The 19,400-nt window shown below is 58.5% G+C and carries 17 protein-coding genes; 14 read left to right on the top strand and 3 right to left on the bottom strand.

Annotation, left to right across the window (positions count from 1 at the left end):
* Nucleotides 1-110: 110 nt before the first annotated feature.
* Nucleotides 111-3,173: an FAD-binding and (Fe-S)-binding domain-containing protein gene (locus IB266_RS06950; RefSeq protein WP_192260685.1), complete on the top strand. Its 3,063-nt coding sequence runs from the start codon at nt 111-113 to the stop codon at nt 3,171-3,173.
* Here the strand turns inward: IB266_RS06950 and IB266_RS31100 are convergent.
* Nucleotides 3,116-3,406 carry a hypothetical protein gene (locus IB266_RS31100; RefSeq protein WP_192260686.1) on the bottom strand — a complete coding sequence of 97 codons (291 nt, stop codon included), beginning with the start codon at nt 3,404-3,406 and terminating at the stop codon, nt 3,116-3,118. The two genes, IB266_RS06950 and IB266_RS31100, sit on opposite strands and share 58 nt — an antisense overlap.
* On the opposite strand from IB266_RS31100, the gene IB266_RS06960 reads away from it, so the two are divergent.
* The 3 genes from IB266_RS06960 (at nt 3,299) to leuD (ending at nt 5,673) form a co-directional block, all read left to right on the top strand.
* A complete protein-coding gene (locus IB266_RS06960) occupies nt 3,299-3,577 on the top strand; it encodes a hypothetical protein (protein ID WP_192260824.1) in 279 nt (92 codons plus the stop codon). The two genes, IB266_RS31100 and IB266_RS06960, sit on opposite strands and share 108 nt — an antisense overlap.
* Before the next feature lie 62 nt (nt 3,578-3,639).
* The gene (leuC, locus tag IB266_RS06965) at nt 3,640-5,061 is read left to right on the top strand and encodes a 3-isopropylmalate dehydratase large subunit (protein ID WP_192260687.1); all 1,422 of its coding nucleotides are present in this window, start codon (nt 3,640-3,642) and stop codon (nt 5,059-5,061) included.
* 3 nt (nt 5,062-5,064) lie between these two features.
* Complete coding sequence (gene leuD, locus IB266_RS06970) at nt 5,065-5,673, top strand: 3-isopropylmalate dehydratase small subunit (protein WP_192260688.1); 609 nt, start codon at nt 5,065-5,067, stop codon at nt 5,671-5,673.
* A gap of 37 nt (nt 5,674-5,710) precedes the next feature.
* Here the strand turns inward: leuD and IB266_RS06975 are convergent, their stop codons facing one another.
* Nucleotides 5,711-6,637, bottom strand: a complete 927-nt coding sequence (locus IB266_RS06975) for a LysR substrate-binding domain-containing protein (protein ID WP_192260689.1) — start codon at nt 6,635-6,637, stop codon at nt 5,711-5,713.
* Between the two features lie 212 nt (nt 6,638-6,849).
* Between IB266_RS06975 and IB266_RS06980 the strand changes: the two genes are divergently transcribed.
* The 3 genes from IB266_RS06980 (at nt 6,850) to IB266_RS06990 (ending at nt 10,101) form a co-directional block, all read left to right on the top strand.
* Entirely contained in the window at nt 6,850-8,343 is a 1,494-nt protein-coding gene (locus IB266_RS06980) for an acyclic terpene utilization AtuA family protein (protein ID WP_225613442.1), read from the top strand.
* Entirely contained in the window at nt 8,340-8,648 is a 309-nt protein-coding gene (locus IB266_RS06985) for a DUF4387 domain-containing protein (protein WP_158455565.1), read from the top strand. Before IB266_RS06980 ends, IB266_RS06985 begins: the two co-directional genes overlap by 4 nt.
* A 79-nt stretch (nt 8,649-8,727) precedes the next feature.
* Nucleotides 8,728-10,101: an MmgE/PrpD family protein gene (locus IB266_RS06990; RefSeq protein ID WP_192260690.1), complete on the top strand. Its 1,374-nt coding sequence runs from the start codon at nt 8,728-8,730 to the stop codon at nt 10,099-10,101.
* Nucleotides 10,102-10,151: 50 nt separating this feature from the next.
* On the opposite strand, the gene IB266_RS06995 is transcribed toward IB266_RS06990, so the two are convergent.
* A complete protein-coding gene (locus IB266_RS06995; protein WP_192260691.1) occupies nt 10,152-11,357 on the bottom strand; it encodes a citrate synthase in 1,206 nt (401 codons plus the stop codon).
* Nucleotides 11,358-11,616: 259 nt separating this feature from the next.
* Here IB266_RS06995 and IB266_RS07000 point away from each other — a divergent pair, with 259 nt between their 5' ends.
* From IB266_RS07000 to IB266_RS07030, 7 genes are all read left to right on the top strand, one after another.
* A complete protein-coding gene (locus IB266_RS07000; RefSeq protein ID WP_192260819.1) occupies nt 11,617-12,906 on the top strand; it encodes a CitMHS family transporter in 1,290 nt (429 codons plus the stop codon).
* 84 nt (nt 12,907-12,990) lie between these two features.
* Nucleotides 12,991-14,388, top strand: coding sequence for an OprD family outer membrane porin (locus tag IB266_RS07005; RefSeq protein WP_192260692.1), 1,398 nt, complete (start codon nt 12,991-12,993; stop codon nt 14,386-14,388).
* A gap of 30 nt (nt 14,389-14,418) precedes the next feature.
* The gene (locus tag IB266_RS07010) at nt 14,419-15,447 is read left to right on the top strand and encodes a phosphoglycerate dehydrogenase (protein WP_192260693.1); all 1,029 of its coding nucleotides are present in this window, start codon (nt 14,419-14,421) and stop codon (nt 15,445-15,447) included.
* On the top strand, nt 15,444-16,811 hold the full coding sequence (locus IB266_RS07015) for an acyclic terpene utilization AtuA family protein (protein ID WP_192260694.1): 1,368 nt from the start codon (nt 15,444-15,446) through the stop codon (nt 16,809-16,811). Before IB266_RS07010 ends, IB266_RS07015 begins: the two co-directional genes overlap by 4 nt.
* A gap of 1 nt (nt 16,812) precedes the next feature.
* The gene (locus IB266_RS07020) at nt 16,813-17,139 is read left to right on the top strand and encodes a DUF4387 family protein (RefSeq protein ID WP_192260695.1); all 327 of its coding nucleotides are present in this window, start codon (nt 16,813-16,815) and stop codon (nt 17,137-17,139) included.
* The gene (locus IB266_RS07025; protein ID WP_192260696.1) at nt 17,136-18,119 is read left to right on the top strand and encodes an alpha/beta hydrolase fold domain-containing protein; all 984 of its coding nucleotides are present in this window, start codon (nt 17,136-17,138) and stop codon (nt 18,117-18,119) included. The genes IB266_RS07020 and IB266_RS07025 overlap by 4 nt, the downstream gene beginning before the upstream one ends.
* Nucleotides 18,116-19,384, top strand: a complete 1,269-nt coding sequence (locus IB266_RS07030; RefSeq protein WP_192260697.1) for a lipase family protein — start codon at nt 18,116-18,118, stop codon at nt 19,382-19,384. The genes IB266_RS07025 and IB266_RS07030 overlap by 4 nt, the downstream gene beginning before the upstream one ends.
* The last annotated feature ends 16 nt before the right edge of the window (nt 19,385-19,400 follow it).

Genomic DNA, 19,400 nt, shown 5'->3' on the forward strand with positions numbered 1-19,400 from the left:
TATAGGCAGGCAAGAATCATGAAAAACTTATGCAGCTGCTCGATACGTCCTGTACTGAGCATACGTAATGTGAATGCATAGATTAGCTTTTCAGCCTGTAGGAATACATCATGATTGCCCGGTTATCGCCTCCTGAACCCCAGAAAGCGACCTATGACGCTTTTCTGAATGCGCTCCAAGTGGCGGGGTTCCAAGGCGAGATTGCCCGCGACCATGGCGACCGGACGGTATTGGCCACCGACAATTCCATCTACCAGCGCCTGCCTCAAGCGGCGGTATTCCCCCTGGATGAACAGGACCTGATGATCTTGTCACGCCTGGTCGCCGAACCCGCGCACCGTGCGGTCGTGCTCACGCCGCGCGGTGGCGGCACCGGCACCAACGGGCAATCGCTCACCGATGGTGTGGTGGTCGACCTTTCCCGCCATCTGAACAACATCCTGGAAATCAACGTCGAGGAACGCTGGGCCAGGGTACAGAGCGGTGTGGTCAAGGATCAGTTGAACGCAGCGCTCAAGCCCTACGGTTTGTTCTTCGCCCCCGAGCTCTCGACGTCTAACCGCGCGACTATTGGCGGCATGATCAATACGGACGCGAGTGGCCAGGGGAGCTGCACCTACGGCAAGACGCGCGATCACGTGCTTGAACTTTCGACGGTGTTGCTGGGCGGTGATCGTCTCACCAGTTCAGCCGTCGACGCCGCGCTGTTATCGGCGCTGGTCGAACGCCAGGATCGGGTGGGGGAGGTCTACCAGTGCGCGTTGGACATTGCCGATACCCACGCCGAGCTGATCAGGGACACCTTCCCGAAACTCAACCGTTGCCTGACCGGTTATGACTTGGCCCATTTGCGCGAACCCGATGGGCGCTTCAATCTGAACAGCGTTCTTTGCGGCTCCGAAGGGTCCCTGGGCTTCATCGTCGAAGCCAAACTGAACGTCCTGCCTATCCCGACATACTCCATCCTGGTGAACGTGCGTTACGCCGGGTTCATGGATGCCTTGCGTGACGCGAAGGCGTTGATGGCAATGAAGCCGTTGTCGATCGAGACCGTGGACTCGAAAGTGCTGATGCTGGCGATGAAGGACATTGTCTGGCACGGCGTCGCCGAGTATTTCCCTGAAGACCCTGATAGGCCGACGCTCGGGATCAATCTCATTGAGTTCAGCGGGGATGACGAAGCGGCGGTTCAGCAGCAGGTTCATGAGTTCGTCCTGCACCTGCAGCGCGATACTTCCGTGGTCCGCTTGGGCCACACACTGGCCATCGGCGCCGATGCGCTCAAGCGGGTCTATGCGATGCGCAAGCGCGCCGTGGGGTTATTGGGCAACGTCAAGGGCGAGGCCAGGCCCCAGCCCTTTGTCGAAGACACCGCTGTTCCACCCGAACACCTGGCGGACTTCATCCAGGCGTTCCGTGCGCTGCTCGATCGCCATGACCTGCAGTACGGCATGTTTGGTCACGTCGACGCCGGGGTCTTGCATGTGCGGCCGATCCTCGACATGAAGGACCCGACCCAGGCCGCCTTGATCCGGCCGATTTCCGATGCGGTCGCGGCCTTGACGCAACAGTACGGCGGACTGTTGTGGGGCGAACACGGCAAGGGCTTGAGGTCGCAATACGTGCCCGATTACTTCGGGGATCTGTACCCCGCGCTGCAAGCGCTCAAGGCGGCTTTCGATCCATTCAACCAACTCAACCCCGGCAAGATCGCCACCCCGAACACGCTGCCCGGCGCTCGATTGACCCGCGTCGATGAAGTGCAAATGCGTGGTGCCCTGGATCGCACCATCGATGAACGTGTCTGGCAAAGCTATGACACGGCGGTTCATTGCAATGGCAATGGCGCGTGCTACAACTTCGACCCGGACGACGCCATGTGCCCGTCCTGGAAGGCGACGCGCAATCGCATTCACTCGCCCAAGGGGCGGGCCTCGCTGATCCGGGAATGGCTGAGGTTGCAGGGCGAGCAGGGTGTCGATGTACTGGCGGCCAGCGAACGGGCTCGAGGAGCTGGCGGGGCGCCGGGCGTTGCGCGTCGGGCCGTGAATAGCCTGGCCCGGAGGATGGGGCAGCCAGATTTTTCCCATGAGGTCTACGAAGCGATGACCGGTTGCCTGGCCTGCAAGTCCTGCGCGGGCCAATGCCCTGTCAAAGTGAATGTGCCGGAGTTCCGCTCGCGTTTCCTTGAGCTTTATCACAGTCGCTACCTGCGTCCCCTCAAGGACTACCTGATTGGCTCATTGGAATACACGGTTCCGTATCTCGCCAAGATGCCGCGGCTGTACAACTTCGTGATGAGTGCCCGGCCGATCCGCTGGGGGCTCGAACGTGTAGCCGGGATGGTCGATAGCCCGCTGCTCAGCCTGGTGGATTTTGCCGCCGTGTGCCGGCGCTGGAACGTGGAGGTGGCAACTCCGGAGCGCCTGGAAGCGCTTAGCGCTGAGCAGCGTGAGAAAAGTGTCATCCTCGTTCAGGACGCTTTTACCCGGTTTTTTGAAACGCCATTGCTCGTTGATTGGGTGGAGCTGATCTCGAGGCTGGGCTACCGAGTCTTCCTGGCCCCGTATGCGCCCAACGGCAAACCGCTTCAGGTGCAGGGTTTCCTGAAAGCGTTCGAGAAGGCCGCCAGCTTCAACGGCCAGACCTTGCTCAGCCTCCAGCAGCATCGAGTGCCATTGGTGGGGCTCGATCCGGCGATGACCCTGGTCTATCGACAGGAGTATGCCAAGGCACTGGATGCCGGCAACGCTCCCCAGGTGATGCTTGCGCAGGAGTGGCTGATGGATGCGCTGCCGGAAGACGCAGCAGTGGAAGAGCGAGAGCCTTACCACTTCCTGCCCCATTGCACGGAAAAAACCAATGAGCCGGGTAGCATCGGGCAATGGCAGAAAATTTTCCAGCGCATGGGCCTGACGCTTCAAGTGCAGGCCAGCGGCTGTTGCGGGATGTCGGGCACCTACGGGCATGAAACGCGAAATGCTGGAACGTCCGATACGATCTACGGACAGTCCTGGAAGCCGCTCCTGCAGAAACTCAATCAGTCGGGCAGGGTGGTCGCCGATGGGTACTCTTGCCGCAGCCAGGTGAAGCGGCAAGAGGGTGTCGCAGTGCTTCATCCACTGCAGGTTCTGTTGGCACGGGTGAAAGACGTGTCGGCCAAGCGCGGATAGCCTTTCGACAGGCACAAATCTTCCTGTGGGAGCGAGCTTGCTCGCGAAGGCGGTGGGTCAGGCGATGAAATGTTGGCAGGGCGGGCCTCATCGCGAGCAGGCTCGCTCCCACATTGGGTCTGGGTATGGCCGGCGTTGCCGACGAAGAAAGTGCCCGGCCGTATTTTCACTGCTTCGCAGGTTTCCGTTTCGGATGCGCCGGTGCCTTCACCCTTGAGGATGGTCCAGGTCAATGTCGTGTCATCGACAAAATGATGCTCGATCAGCTAGCCGTTTCCGATGTGAAGATTGGCTTTTTCCCCGGCCAGGAGTTTGGAGCTGCACGCCGCTGGCGCAAACTCACATCACTGAATGCCCTTATTCTTCACGAACCGTGTTCCATGCCATCACCTGAAGGCCATTGATGGGCTTTTCATTGCGAATATCCTTTGTTCATCCGTGACCCGGCACAACAGAGCGCATCGCAATGAACAGCTCACGCACCCTCTACCAGAAACACATCGATAGTCACACTGTCACGACCCTGGACGATCAAGGGCATGTATTGCTTTACATCGACCGTCAAGTGGCCAACGAATACACCAGCCCTCAAGCCTTCAGCGGGCTTCGCGAGGCGAAGCGCCGCGTCTGGCGTCCTCACGCGACGCTGGCGGTCGTCGACCATGTCAATCCGACCAGCCCGAACCGTATCGCGGCCATGCCTGATGCCGGTGGCGCCTTGCAGGTCTCGTATTTCGAGGAGAACTGTCGGGAGTTCGGCATCGAGCTTTTCGATGTGCTGGACAAGCGTCAGGGGATTGAGCACGTGGTCGCGCCGGAGCAGGGTTTTATCCTGCCCGGCATGGTGGTGGCCGCGGGCGACAGCCATACCACGACCTACGGTGCCCTGGGGGCGTTTGGTTTTGGTATTGGCACCTCTGAAATCGAGCATCTGCTGGCGACGCAGACGTTGGTCTACAAACGCCTGAAAACCATGCGGGTCGCAGTTACCGGCACGCTGGGCATGGGCATCACCTCGAAGGACATCATCATGGCGCTGATCGAGAAGATTGGCGCCTCAGGCGCGACCGGGTACGCCATCGAGTTCGCCGGTCCAGTCATCAGCGCATTGAGCGTCGAGGCGCGGATGACCATTTGCAACATGGCGGTGGAGGCCGGCGCCCGAGGGGCTTTCATGGCGCCCGACGAAAAGGTCTATGACTACGTCAAGTCCAAGCCACGTGCCCCTCAAGACGAACACTGGCATGTCGCTGAAAAGAAGTGGCGCGAGCTCTTCACCGACGAAGGTGCGGTGTTCGACAGCGAAGTCCTGCTGGACGTGGATACGTTGGAGCCGATGGTGACCTGGGGAACCAGTCCGGACCAGGCGTCGCCAGTCAGTGGCAACGTTCCAGACCCGGCGACCGTCGCCGATCCGATCCTGCGCCAGGACATGCAGCGCGCCTTGACCTACATGGGGCTGGAAGCTGGCATGGCGTTGAGTAGCGTGCAAATCAGTCATGCGTTCATCGGTTCGTGCACCAACGCGCGCATCGAAGACTTGCGTGACGTGGCACGGGTGTTGCGGGGCAGGAAAGTCGCCTCGACAGTGCGCGCGATGATCGTTCCCGGATCAACGCTGGTGCGTGCCCAGGCTGAAGAGGAAGGCTTGGCCAGGGTCTTTCTCGATGCTGGTTTTGAATGGCGTCAATCCGGATGCTCGATGTGCCTGGCCATGAACGACGACGTGCTTGCTGCGGGTGATCGTTGCGCCTCCAGCACCAACCGAAACTTTGAAGGTCGTCAGGGGGCGGGCGCACGGACTCACCTCATGAGCCCGGCAATGGTTGCCGCTGCGGCCATCCTAGGTCGCCTGACGGACGTACGCCTGTTGGCCGAGGAGGCTTGAACCATGCAACCTTTTGATATCGTGACCGGAAAAGCCGCGCCTTTGCTTGCATCGAACATCGATACTGACGTCATTATGCCCAAACAGTTCTTGAAGGGGATTGATCGAAGTGGTCTGGACAACGGCGTGTTTTTCGACCTGCGTTTTCTTGAGTCTGGCGAACCAAACCCAGATTTTGTCCTCAACCAACCGGCGTGGAGCGGGGCCAATTTCCTGGTGACCGGGCCCAACTTCGGCTGTGGTTCCAGCCGTGAGCATGCGGTGTGGGGGCTCAAGCAACTGGGGATCCGTGCACTGATCGGCACCCGCTTCGCCGGCATCTTCTATGACAACTGTCAGCGTAACGGCGTGCTCGCGATACAGCTTTGCGACTCGCAGTTACAGCGACTGGCTCGTGTCGTGAACAATGGGGCAACCGCGACGATCAGTGTCGATCTGCCGAATCAGCGGATTTGGCTAAGTGACGGTTCGGTCATAGAGTTCGCCATCGATGCGCTGTGCAAGCAATCGTTGTTGTCAGGGTTGGACGCTATCGGCGCTACCTTGCAGCGGACGGCGCAGATTCTTGATTTCGAAACACGTCACTACGCCGAAAATCCGTGGCTGAACTGAGTTCCCAGGTGCGCTGCCAGCCGTGGCTGCCGGGCCCTCAAACGAGGGCAAGTGTCTTGAAATGTTGCTCGAAAAACTCGATACACGCCCTTAGCTTGGCGGACTGGCTGAGCCGTGTCGGGTAGATGGCCCAGACATCGGCATTCTGGGCATAGTCAGGCAGCACTTGCACTAGCTGTCCACTTTCAAGCAGGGGCTTCACGTCCCACAAGGAGCGCAGGAGGATGCCGGCGCCACTCAAAGCCCAACGCAACACAATCTCGCCATTGTTCGATGAAAGCGGGCCGTTGACTCGGATGGACTCTTCAACGCCGTCTTTCGTCAGATTCCAGATGCCAAAGGCGTTGTTACGTTCCTTGAGGACCAGGCAATCATGCCGGGGCAGATCAGTCAGGGACGCCGGTATGCCGTGCTTTTCCAGGTACCCAGGGGTTGCACAGAGCACCCTGCGATTACTTACGAGTTTTTTTCCCAGAAGTTGTTGAGGGAGGTCGTAGCCCACCCTGATTTCGAGATCGAAGCCTTCATTGACGATATCGACCATGCGATCAAACACGTCCAGGCGTATCTCCATTCGAGGGTACAGGTTTGACAGTGCGGCAATCGCGGGCGCAACGTGGTTACGACCAAACCCGAAAGAGCTGCAGATATGCAAACACCCCTGCAATTGCTGGCGGGAGTCGGTCAACTCGCTGATGAAGTCATCCATATCCCCCAGGAGCCGAGTGGCGAAGACGCGCACGCGTTCGCCGTCGTCGGTCAATGCGACACGTCGGGTCGTCCGGTGCAATAACTTCGCGCCCAACGCGGCCTCCAGGACGGAGATTCGCTTGCTGACATACGCAGGCGAAAATCCCAACGCCTCGGCAGCATTGCCAAAGCCGTTTTTGCGGATAACGGTGAGGAACACCCGCAGGTCCTCCGGTAACAAGGATTGTTCTCGCTGGGTAGGCTTGCGTCTCATGGTCTGTATTATTCCAATGATGTTATCGGAGTCAGTGCGTAAGGGCGGTGCTAAAAGTTCATGCGTTGCAATGCAAGTGCCCATCGAACACACCGCTGAGATAAGCTTTTAACACACCCATCTGGAAATAAAAAATGTGCCCGGAGCCTGGCCACCATATCGATCAAGTTATTCCTGAAGTGTCTGAGTCGTAGTTTCTTCGTTAATGATATATGGATAAATTCTGTCCACTTGTCAGCGCAATTGCAGCCATTATTATTGGCGCACTGAGTGGTCTAGAAGAGGTTGTTATGGCGCAGTTATTTGAAGGTTGTATAAAAGTGATCGTACCCTGTGGTTCTTTGGGCGCGGGTGTGCGGGAAGAAGAAATTGCCTATGGGCTGGCCGCCGGGGCGCAAGTAATCGCCACGGACGCAGGTTCAACGGATAGCGGTGCGGCTTATCTTGCACTTGGAAAATCCAAGAACAACCGAGGCGCGGTCAAGCGTGACCTGACGATATTGATGAAAGCCCAGGCGCGGTCCGGCGTGCCGATCATTGTGGGGACCGCGGGGCAGGCGGGCGGTGATCTCAATCTGAATTGGACGCGTGATATCGCCTTGGAAATCGCCAGGGAGTTGGGCGTGTCACCGAAAATTGCGCTCATCTATTGTGAGCAAGACAAGGGCACCATCAAAAAACTCAATGCAGCAGGTCGTATCAAGCCGCTCCCGCCTCATGGCGAGTTGGAAGACGCCACGGTGGACAGTTGTGAACACATTGTCGCGGCACTGGGGGTAGAACCCTTTATCGCCGCTCTGGACGGCGGTGCCGATATCATATTGGCCGGCCGCGCGACCGATACTGCAGTCATTGCCTGTTATCCCATCTGGAAAGGCGCGCCCTGGGGACCGTCCTGGCATGCCGGCAAGACGGGCGAATGCGGCGTACAGTGCGCCGTCAACCCCACGCTTGGATCGGGCATCTTGCTGAGTGTTGATGCCAACGGCTTCGAAGTCGAGCCGTTGAGCCGGGACAACCAGTGCACGCCCCATAGCGTCTCGGCCCACATGCTCTATGAAAACAGCGATCCGTTCCGGTTGGTGGAGCCTGGCGGTGTCTTGAATGTGGCCCAGGCGCGTTACGCCGCTTTAAATGGGCGTGCCGTCCGAGTAGAAGGCTCGCGCTGGGAAAAAATGCCCTACACCATGAAGTTGGAAGGGGCCGCCGCTGGTTTATATCAAACGATCATGTTGGTAGGCATCCAGGACCCGGATGTGCTCAATGATATAGATGGGTTTCATGATCGTTTGCTCGAGGCGCTTTATACAAGAACCCGTCAATCCATTCCATCCGAAGAGTTGGGCGAGTTTCATATTTCCCTGCGAATGTATGGGTGGAATGGCGTCAACGGTGTAAAACCACCTTCCGGAACAATGTCGCCGCCTGAAATAGGCATGTTGTTTGTAGCCACTGCCGCCACTCAGGAAATGGCCAATACGATTGCTCATGCCTGTAACCCCTACTTCTTTCATTATCCCAGTGTCATGGGCAAGGAATTACCTTCGTACGGATTCGCCTTTACCCCTGCGGATATACCTCGAGGGCAAATTTATGAGTTCAAGTTGAATCACGTGGTGCAACTTGAGAATCCCATGGAGTTGGTACGTCTGACATGGGTTGATGGGGTGGACACGTTGACCGCAATGAAGGAGCTTACACAATGATTAAGTTGCGTGATGTCTGTCGGCATGTTCGATCCAAACAAGCCGGGCCGTTCTGGATTACGTTCGATATTTTTTTCAATGGGCGAGAGAATTTCGAGCGTTATTCCGATTGTGCCGCGCTGTCCCCCGCACAATTCGCCAGTCTCTATGGCACCGATCCCGAACGGGTCAAGCGCATTGCGGTGCCGAACCTGGAAATGGTCAAGATTTCATATCCCCGTACAACGCCACAAGGCGGAATGGTCGAGCGTGACATGCACGCCGGCCAGCAATACGTCCGCTTGCTTGACGTGGTCATCGACTGAGACGGTGGGCGCCACGTCGCGCCTTGATCTGTTCGCCTCATGGACGAGGACTGACCCACCTATTCAAACCGAGGTAGTTATGACGGACTCCACCGTTGCGATGCGACTTGCACGCTATGCCCACGAATTCAGAAAACAGCACCTGCCCGAAGCGATCATCCACCTCGTACGCCAACGCTTTATCGACAGCCTGGCGTGCGTGCTGGGCGCCTATGGGGCTGATCCGGTCAAGGCCGCTGTGTGTTACGCCGCCGCCAATACCGCGGAATCATCCAGCGTATTCGGTACACATCTGCAAACGACGCCGGAAATTGCGGCCTTCGCCAATGGCCTGATGGTCCGTTTCCTGGACTATAACGACGGCTATATGGGCTTGGAACCGGGCCACCCCAGTGACAACATTCCAGCCTGTCTCGCCGTGGCACAAGCCGAAAACGCCACCGGGGCTGAACTGATTTCGGCCATCGTCCTGGCTTATGAAATCCAGATGCGCTTGCAGGATGCGGCAAGCTTGAACAAGCGGGGCTGGGACCACGTCAATTACATCAATGTCGCAATGGCGGCTGCCGCTTCTCACTTGATGAAGCTGGACGTGGCGCAGACCGAACAAGCGATCAACATCGCCTTGAGCGGCCACCTGGCCATGCGTCAGGTGCGCAGTGGAGCGTTGTCCGACTGGAAGGGCTGTTCTGCCGCCAACGCCGCGCGCAACGCGATTTTCGCAGCCCAGTTGGCGCGCCATGGTATGACGGGGCCGTCGCCGGTGTTTGAAGGTGAGATGGGGTTCTTCAAGCTGGTTTCGGGACCATTCGAACTGGACACGAATCATTTTGCTACGCCCGACAACGGTGATTACGTCATACGGCGCTCCCTGACCAAGACGTTCCCTACCAATGGTGAGTTGCACACTGCCGTCTGGGCCGCGCTTGATATTCGCAAACGCATCAACGGGGTGAAGGACATCGCTGCCATTACGATCGAAACGTCTGAATTCAACCGTCGGGTACTGGCGGATACGCCGGAGAAATGGTTGCCGAAAACCCGGGAAACGGCAGACCACAGCCTGCCTTATAACGTGGTCCGGGCCTTGCTTGATGGTGACATCACGGTGGGCTCGTATTGCCCTGAAAAAATTACCGACCCGGTGGCGATTGCCTTGATGGACAAGGTCAGCGTCGTTGAGGATCCGGCGTTGACCGCACTGTTCCCACGGCATCTGGCCAACCGTGTCAGCGTGACCCTGGTTTCCGGCGAGCAGATCGTGAGCGAGATGATCACCGGGCCCGGGTCAGTCGAAACGCCGATGACCGATTGTGATTTCGAACGTAAATTCCGGCGCATGGCCATGCCGCATATCGACGCATCGGCGCAGGCCGAAGTGCTTGGGTTCGTTGCTGGCCTTGAGAAACAAACCGAGTTCCAGCCACTGTTTACGGCAATGGCTGTCTCATAGCCGGTCGGTCGCTTCAACGCGTTCTCGCAAAAGGAGCGATCGAGCGGGGCTTAGCGGCGGCCGGTCGTGGTTGCCGTTGGCAAAGTCCCTACGTAACGGGCGCGAGGGCGGGCGTCATGGTGCTGGTTGTATTGCTCGCTGGCATGGGCTATCCAGCCGATCAGGCGTCCGACGCCCGCCAGTGAAATTTCCTGTCCATGCAGCCCGAACTTGCGACCTATGAAACTCACCGGAAGGATGAATTCTGGTGGGTACGCAACGAGCTCCGAGGCCACCGCAACGGCTTTCTGCAGCTTTGCGAACTCGCGGTCGCCAGCGAACACCGTGGTCAATGCTGCCATGAGATTACTGGCTCGCGGATCGTTGACGGAATGGACATTGGGGCCAAACCCGACAATGTGCCCGTCCTGGTTGTAGCGCTGCAAGATAGGATGCGCAGGGTCCGCGGCCGTACAGATTTCCTCGATCATCCTGCTGGCGGCTTCATTTCTGCCATACGCGATCTTGTGACCGCGGGCAGCGGCGAGTCCGGCGATGACTGCGTAGTAGGGGGTAGCACCCGTCGTGGCGGCGACGCGCACGCTGTGGGTGGTGTGATCCAGTTCATGATCGATACTGAGGATCAGTAGGCGGCGGATCAGATCGGCGTGTTCAGGCGGGGCGCCGCAAGATCGGGTGATGAACTCGTGCAAGGGCTGCGCACTCGGTTCGGTGGCGCCTACCACCAATGCGGCAAACCACCTCACGACATCGGCGCCGGTACGGGCGTAACTGTCAGGGGAAAGGTCGAAGGCCTTGGGGTTTTCTCTTTGCACCAAGGGGAAAAGCGCGATGGCTTTTTCCTGGGCGGACATGTGTTCGTAGATCTTCAACAGCTTGACGCTGTCCTTCGGTACGCGAGGCAGTGACGCGCCGAACGCTCCAGGCACTTGCCAGATCAGTTCGGCGACTTCTTCAACCGTTGCGCGGTCAGCCAGTTCGATAACGTCATGGCCCCGATAAAACAGGCCGTCATCGGTTATCAGCGTGATCGCGCTGTCCGACGGTGACGAGCGCTTGGAGGCGTGTTTCTCTCCCCCCGGGCGCTTGACCAAGCGCTGGATGTCTTCGGCCCAATAGCGGCGCTTGGGCGTACCTGGGATCTTGAGGGAGCGGATATTTTTGCGGCTGACGTAGGCGTACAGCGTCGGCAGGCTGATTCCGAGTAGGGCTGCCGCCTCTTCTGCCGAAAGGTAGAGGTCTTCTTGTTCTGGCATGACGAGTCCGATCAGATTGATTGAAAGGCGTACATGTTTATTAGATATACCGACATTTCGTCAATGTCTACAAGAAAGCAATTTTCTATTCGATTCTGATCCAAGTCGTTGTCCAAACTGACGCGATTGATGGGGAATATTGACGAAAAAAATCAAGATTTACAGCCTTTGACCCCCTATGTAGATTTCGAGTGCGCAAAAGTTGTTCACATTGATTTTCGATGACATCGATAAAAATAAAAACGAAAAGGTGAAACGCATGGCTTGGTTAGGTTTCGCAATGGTCGCCACGTTTATGGCATTGATCATAAGCAAACGACTTTCTGCAGTGACGGCGCTCATCCTCATTCCGGTTGCTTTCGGGCTGGCCAGTGGGGCAGGGCCGGAACTGGGTGCAATGGTGATGGACGGCGTCAAGCAAGTAGCGCCCACCGCACTGATGTTGATGTTTGCCATCCTGTACTTCGCGATCATGTTTGACGCTGGGCTCTTTGAGCCCGCCGTACGGCGAATTCTGCGGTATGTAGGCAATGACCCGCTTAGGGTCGTGCTGGGCACGGCACTGTTGGCTGCGGTTATTTCGTTCGATGGGGACGGTGCGACGACGGTCTTGATCGTTACAACAGCGTTCCTGCCGCTCTACCTGCGACTGGGGATGAACCCGCTCATTCTGGCGTTGATGCTCTTGTTGACCAACACGGTGGTGAACCTGATTCCCTGGGGAGGGCCGGTCGCCCGCGCGGCCAGTGCCCTTCATCTTGATGTGGCGCAGATGTTCCTGGGGTTGGTGCCCGCCCTGTTCGCGGGGCTTGCCTATGCATTCGTTGTGGCGTTCTGGATAGGCCACAAGGAGCGGCGTCGCTTGGGTTGGACACCCGGCACCCAGGACGTTGCACCGCAGGAGGTCGCCTTGCCGACCGTGCAATCCGATACACAGCGGCCGAAGCTTTTCTGGGTGAACCTGGCGCTCACCGCAGGGCTCATGTACGCCATGGCGACTGGGCTGGCACCTTTGCCCATGTTGATGATGGTGGGTTTTTCCCTGGCCTTGCTAGTCAACTATCCGCGCTTGTCGGAACAGAAGGCTCGGGTCGCGGCTCATTCTGAAAGTGTCCTGATGGTCATCGCCCTGATCTTCGCTTCAGGTGCGTTTACCGGGATTTTGTCAGGCACCGGTATGATCGATGGCATGTCGGAGAAAATCGTCCAATTGATTCCCGACGGTGGTGGGCAATACTTCAGCATCATTACCGCACTGGTCGCCTTGCCGCTTAACTTCCTGTTGTCCAACGATGCTTTTTTCTTCGGTATCTTGCCGGTGCTGGGAGCGGCGGGTGCCGAGTATGGTATCGACCCGATGCATATCGCCCGCGCATCGGTACTGGGGCAACCCGTCCATGCACTAAGTCCGTTGGTCGCCGCGGTTTATCTCATCAGCGGGATCATCAAGCGCGACATGGGTGACATGCAACGCTATTGCCTGCTTTGGGCCATCGGCAGCAGCCTTGTCCTGATTGTAACGGCCGTTATTACACGGGCAATTATCTGAGCATTTAGTTTATTGCGCCAACGTTTCAAGGACGCTCGGTCGCGTCTGCTCACGTCAAAATAAAAATAATAGATGAGGTGGTCGATGAAATCGATTAACGCCGTCGCTATGACGTTGCTGTCGACATTGTTCGTAGCTGATATTTGTCTTTCCGCAACCATCAGTAATCCGGACAGGTTTCAGCATGAAGGCAAGTTGAATGCTTATCTGCGGGCGATGTATATCAATACGCGGATAACCAACAATTTGATTGAAGACCGTTTTGGTGGTTTTCCGGACGGCGCCGAACTGGGCGGGACAGGGGTTGGCGCGATCCTGGACTATAACTCTAGCTATTGGGCCGGTGTTGTAGGATTTGATGCCTCGTTGTATGGCGTGGCGATGATCGACTCCAAAGACAATGGCCGGAATTTGTTTGATGACACCGACGGTACCAACGGCGGCTTCGCCAAAGTCGGGCAGAGTTACTTCAAGTTGCGTTATGAGGGGAACGGCTGGAACGCCGATTCCCAAATAGGCCGGGGCCGGTTCGATGCGGGGACGTTGGTCACGCTCGACACTCGGATCGTCCCGGGTTCCTATCAAGGAGGCCGGGCCCATCTGAATTTTACCGAGATGGGCATTGGCCCGCTTCCCGGTACGTTGGGGTTTGAAACCGCCTACATCAACCGCACTTCTCCTCGGGACCGAGAAGAGTTCGAACATCTGCTGAGCCAGTCAGGCGAGGAAATAAAAGACCTGTACACCTACGGCATCAAATACGATTTGAAGGCCATTGAACTGGGTTACGACCATGGCGTGTCGCGGGACTTCAATGAAAACACCCGTTATGGACTGACGCTTAAAGCACCCCTCGGTGAAAAAGCCGGCATTGTATTGGACACTCAATATTACGAGTTTCAAAAAGCTGGACGGATCTGGGCACGCGATTGGCAGGCTGGTCAGGCCGCGTATGATGATGAGGCGACGTGGTTGAATATCAACTTGGGTTTATTGCTCGATAAACTTCGCCTGGGTGTTTCATTTTCCGAGACAAAAGCCGAGTTGACTAATGGGCAACTTGGATATGCCTATTTCGATCACGCCGATAACGTGGATGGCAAGATGGACGCCTGGACACGTTCCGGCAACGACTTCAATAACGATGGCGAGCGAACCTGGCAAATAGGTGCCGAGTACGACTTGAGCGGGCATTCATTATTAGGCGCTTCGCTGGACGGTTTCAAGGTCATGACTATTTACAAGCAAGGAGAGTTTGACGCTACTGATCCTTTGAGTGGCCGACGCACTGATGTGCGCGAACGGCAGAACGAATACCGTCTCTATTATCGCTTCGATGAAAAGGAATACGCCGGGCTTTCAGTGGGTTTGATTTATATCGATTACCGAATCGACCAGGACTTTGTCGCGCTTGTGTCCGCTCAACCCGACAACGTGGTGACCGGCTCAGAGGCTCGGGTGTACCTGGATTACGCATTTTGATTGTCGGACATATCTATCGAGAGGCCCGTGATGTTTAAACCTCGCCACACAATAGTGGTTACACAGCGATTCTTCGATTCAGAAAGCGTGCACTTCCTGCAGAGCCAGGGCTGTGAAGTTGTCGTCGCGCCACTGGCTCAGGGGCAAGCGGATGGTGACTTGAGCGAACGCCAGTTGATCGAGCTCTTGGACGATGCCGATGGTTGGATCGTCGGACACGCGCACGTTACGTCGAGCCTGTTGAGTGCGCTCCCCCGCCTGCAAGTCATCGCCCGTCGTGGCGTGGGCTACGAGCGGGTCGATACGGCAGCGGTGGAGGCGACGGGGAAGGTGGCGACCATCGCTATCGGTGGCAACGACGCCAGCGTCGCTGACCATGCCGTTGCGTTGATGCTCGCCGTGTGTCGCCAGCTCAAACGTTGCCAGTTGGGTTTGTCCGCCAATGACTGGACGATCCCCCTGGGAGGCGACCTCTACCGCAAGACCGTTGGCGTCGTCGGCTTGGGCCGGATTGGTCGGGGCGTGCTGCAGCGCTTGTCCGGGTTCGAAATCAAGCCGCTGATCTACACCCCTGACCCGGGCAGCGCCCACGTCGACGGCATTCCAAGAAGTTGCTTTGTCGACCTGGAAACGCTGCTCGAGGAAAGCGACTTCATCACCCTTCATGCGCCGCTCAACCCATACACCCACGGGCTGATCGATAGCCGTGCGCTAAAACGCATGAAGCCTTCCGCGGTGCTGATCAATACCGCGAGGGGCGGGCTGGTGCGTGATGCGGATCTGCTGTGGGCCCTGCGGGAAAACCAATTGGCTGGGGCTGGGCTGGACGTATTTGAAAGCGAGTCGGATCCCGTGCTTTCGGTCGTGACCGAACAACTCATCCAGCTCCCGAACGTGATCGTTACGCCCCATGTCGGCGCTTCTACTGTCGAGGGGCTCAATCGTACCAATCTGATTGCCGCTCAATGTGCGATGGCCGTCCTGGAGGGGCGTAACCCGCCTGGTCATTGCGTCATCGCTGACGGACGTCGCTCTACAGTCTCGAAGGAGAATCCATGAGTACCCCGATCAAAGTCCTGACGCCAACGGGCGCCATTGGTACCGGCTTTCCACTGGCGGCGTTTGAGCAGGCGCTGTTGGAGCGTCCGGATGTTATTGCAATGGACGCCGGGTCTACCGACTCCGGTCCTCATTACCTGGGCACCGGCACGACCAAAGCTTCGGCTTCGATACTGCGGGCCGAGTTGCGGGTGTTCATGCAGGCGCGGGCGGAACTGGGCATCCCGCTGATCATTGGCAGCTGCGGCACCTGTGGTTCTGACGCAGGTGTGGATCTGATGCGCAACTTGTGCGAGGACATTGCCGCCGAACTCGGTCAGGTCGTACGTATCGCGAGCCTCTACAGCGAGCAACCTGCATGCGTGGTGAAGCAAGCGTTGGCGCAGGGGTGCATCAGGCCGTTGCAATTCGATCCTATCGACGACGCCCTGATCGATCGCTGTTCGCGTATCGTCGCTTTGATGGGCGTGGAACCGTTCATTCATGCGCTTGAAGATGGCGCGGATATTATCTTGGCGGGGCGCTCCACCGACACGGCGGTGATGGCTTCGCTGCCCATCATGCGCGGCACCCATCAGGGCGCCGCGTGGCATGCCGGAAAGATTCTGGAGTGCGGCGCGTCATGCACGACGACGCCCGCCAATGCGGTGGTGATGGCAACGATCGACGACACGGGGTTCACCATCAAGGCCATCGGCGAGGGTGCCCGGCTCACCCCTCGATCGGTCATGGCTCACATGCTTTATGAGAACAGCAACCCCTACGTACTCGTCGAGCCCGGTGGCGTACTGCACGTGGAAGGGGCGGTCTACACCGCAGTGGACGAACAGACCGTGCGAGTCGAAGGTTCGGTCTGGAAGCCAAGCGAAGACTACACCGTCAAGTTGGAGGGGGCGGCGCCGTGCGGGTTCCAATCGGTGGTCATGAGCATTGTCCGTGATCCGGAATACGTCGAGCGCTTCGATGAGTGGCTTGCCTACCTGGATTCGGTCATGCGCCAGCGAATCGAAAAACACTTGGGCATCGGAGTCGATGACTACGATTTGCAGTTCCGGGCCATCGGCAAGAACGCCGCCTTGGGCGCGCTTGAGTCGCGGGTGGGCACACCCGTTGAAATCGGCGTCATGGCGATAGCCACGTCGGCGACCGCCGAACGCACCCGGGACATGGTTGCGTTGCTCAATCCTTACCTGCTGCACTTTCCGTTGCCCGGCGACAAAGACCTGCCCACCCATGCGTTTCCTTTCTCGCCGGCCTCGATGGACCGGGGCGTGGTGCATGAGTTTGTGCTCAGTCATGTGATGGTCGTGGCGGACCCGTTGGCACCTTTTCGGTTTGATATCAAAACAGTCGAGGGCGTATGACATGAACACTCTGCAGGTATTGGGTTATGAGATCCGCTCCAAAAACGCCGGGCCGTTTTTCCTGACCATCGATGTGTTCTGCAAGGATTCGGATAGCTTCGCGCAACTGGTCGCGCAGCCGAAGCTGCAAGCGTCAGCGATCGCCGAGCTGTTTCGCAGGCCCGCAGAGTCGATCAGTGTTTTCCCGATCGAGGCGCTGAACGTGATCAAGATCAGCCTGCCGCGTCCCGTCGTTCAGGGCGCCTTGCAGGACCGGGACATGCACGGGGCTCAATGGGCGTTCATTCTGCTGGACGCGCTTGGAGCCGGTGAGGAGGACCGGTCATGAGTTGCGTTGAAAGCTTGTCGGCGGACTCACCTCCGCCGGTTCATCCTGACTTGGTGGCCGTGGCCGCAACGCTGCGTGAACAAGGGCTGCTGCCGGTTGTGCACGGGGACGTACAACATGTCCGGGCGCAACTGGAACGGATCAATGCCTGGGCGGCATACCGCAGTGTGCCGCTGTCCTACGAGCGCACCTTGGGGTTTGCCGTCGATGGCCGAACGGTGCCCTGCAAGCTCTATTGGCCAGAAGTCGATGAGACGCCTTGCTTGATGTTCTACTGCCACGGTGGCGGGTTTCGCCACGGCTCGCTCGGCGGCTGGGATGCGCCGCTGCGCCAGTTGGTGCGTGACAGTGGCTTGGCAGTGCTGTCCATCGACTATGCGTTGTCTCCGGAATATCGCTTTCCGGTGGCGTTCAACGAAGTGGTGTCGATCATCAGCCGGGTCATCAAGCTCGGGTCAATCACTGATTGCCCAGTACGTGGTTATGCCCTGGGCGGGGACTCGGCGGGCGCCAACCTGGCCCTGGGGGCTGCGATTGCGCTACGCGACGCGGAGTTGGATGTGCTGCGGCAGTTGTTGCTGTTCTACGGCAGCTACTCGCGCGATACGACCTCCGATTCGTGGCAAAGGTTGGGTGGGTACGGGGGGCAGAATCTGTCGGTCGAGACCATGAGCGCCTACTGGGCGAGCTACCTGCTCAATGACGAGGATGACTGGCGAGTGCAGCCAATCAACGCTGACCTGGCGGGCCTGCCACCGGTGCGATTGGTCGTGGGTGAACTGGACCCGCTGCGGGATGAAAACCGTGAGCTGGCGGACCGGTTGGAAAGCGCGGGTGTGGCGACAGACCTGCAAGTACTCGCGAACATGACTCACGGGTTCGTCCGGTTCAATGAAGTGGCCCCTGTCGTGCGCAACGTCATTGCTGTCCAGGGCAGCGCTTTGCGCAAGGTACTTTGCGTTCAGGCGAACGTACCATGAACCTGCTCCGTATTGCTGGCCTTGCACGAACCTGCGTCGGCATGCTCATCGTCATGACGGCCAATACCCTGGCGGCTGCCACGCTCCCCGTCGGGCCTGCCGCGGGAGATAGGGCGCCGTCGGCGTTTTACCGCTGGTCTGAAGCAATGCCCGCTCTGCCCGGTGCGCTGCTACGGAGCGAGACGTTGCCGGTGCAGCCGCAGATGCCCGGCGCCGCGCAGGCTTTGCGCCTGCTCTACAGCTCCACCGACGAGCGCTGGCACTCCGGACTCGTTCCGGTCAGCGGGACGTTGTACCTGCCGGCTGGAGGTCCACCGGCGCAAGGCTGGCCGCTGTTGGCCTGGGCCCACGGTACGCTGGGGATTGCCGACGCCTGCGCACCGTCCTGGGCTGGCTGGCGCGATCGTGATGCGGCTTACATCAATCGCTGGCTGATGCGCGGCTTCGCGGTGGTCGCCACCGATTATCAAGGCCTGGGAGGGCCAGGACCGCATCCCTATACGTTCTGGCAGGCTGAGGGACGCTCTGTCCTGGACTCGATTCGCGCTGCCCGCTCGATCAGGCCTGGCCTGATCGCCAATTACACGATCCTGGCCGGGCAATCCCAAGGGGGAGGGGCGGCGTTGGGTGCGGCGATTCTTGCCGACCGCTACGCACCGGAGCTTCCTATCCGGGGGGCGGTACTCACAGCTCCGAACAGCACATTTCCCCATGGTCCCATTGCGTTGCCGCCGCGCCAGTCCAACACGGTGTTCCTGGCATTGGCGTCCGGTGGCTTGCGCGAGGACCGACCACGGATAGAGGACATCCTGACGGCCAAAGGCCTTGAACTGCTGCGTGTCGTCCGGGAGGGCTGTACCCGTGACATTGGCCGCAAATCCAAAGCGTTGCAGGTCGGTTCGTTTACCGAGCTTATGACCATTACCCCCGAGGCGTTGGATGCTGCGCGCATTCCAACGACCGACATGCCGCAGGCATCGATTGCGTTCCCGTTATTCATTGCCACCGGCCTGGCTGATCAAACGATCACGCCCGTGCGCCAGTATGCCGTCGCGGTGGCGTTGTGTGCCGCTGGCAATCAAGTCACCTGGCGTACGTATGAAGGCCTGGGGCATGACGGGGTACTGCTGGGTTCACTGGCTGATGCATCTGCCTTCGTCGCGGCCCAGCTCGATGGACTGGGCCCAGGCTCGAATTGCTCCGCTTTGCAGCGGCCCGGTCCGCCGAGTGAAAGGGATGCAACAGCGCCATTTAATGATGACTGAGTGCACCCTTTGGGAT

The organism is Pseudomonas sp. Pdm06, from assembly GCF_014851795.1.
Classification (GTDB): domain Bacteria; phylum Pseudomonadota; class Gammaproteobacteria; order Pseudomonadales; family Pseudomonadaceae; genus Aquipseudomonas; species Aquipseudomonas fluorescens_AA.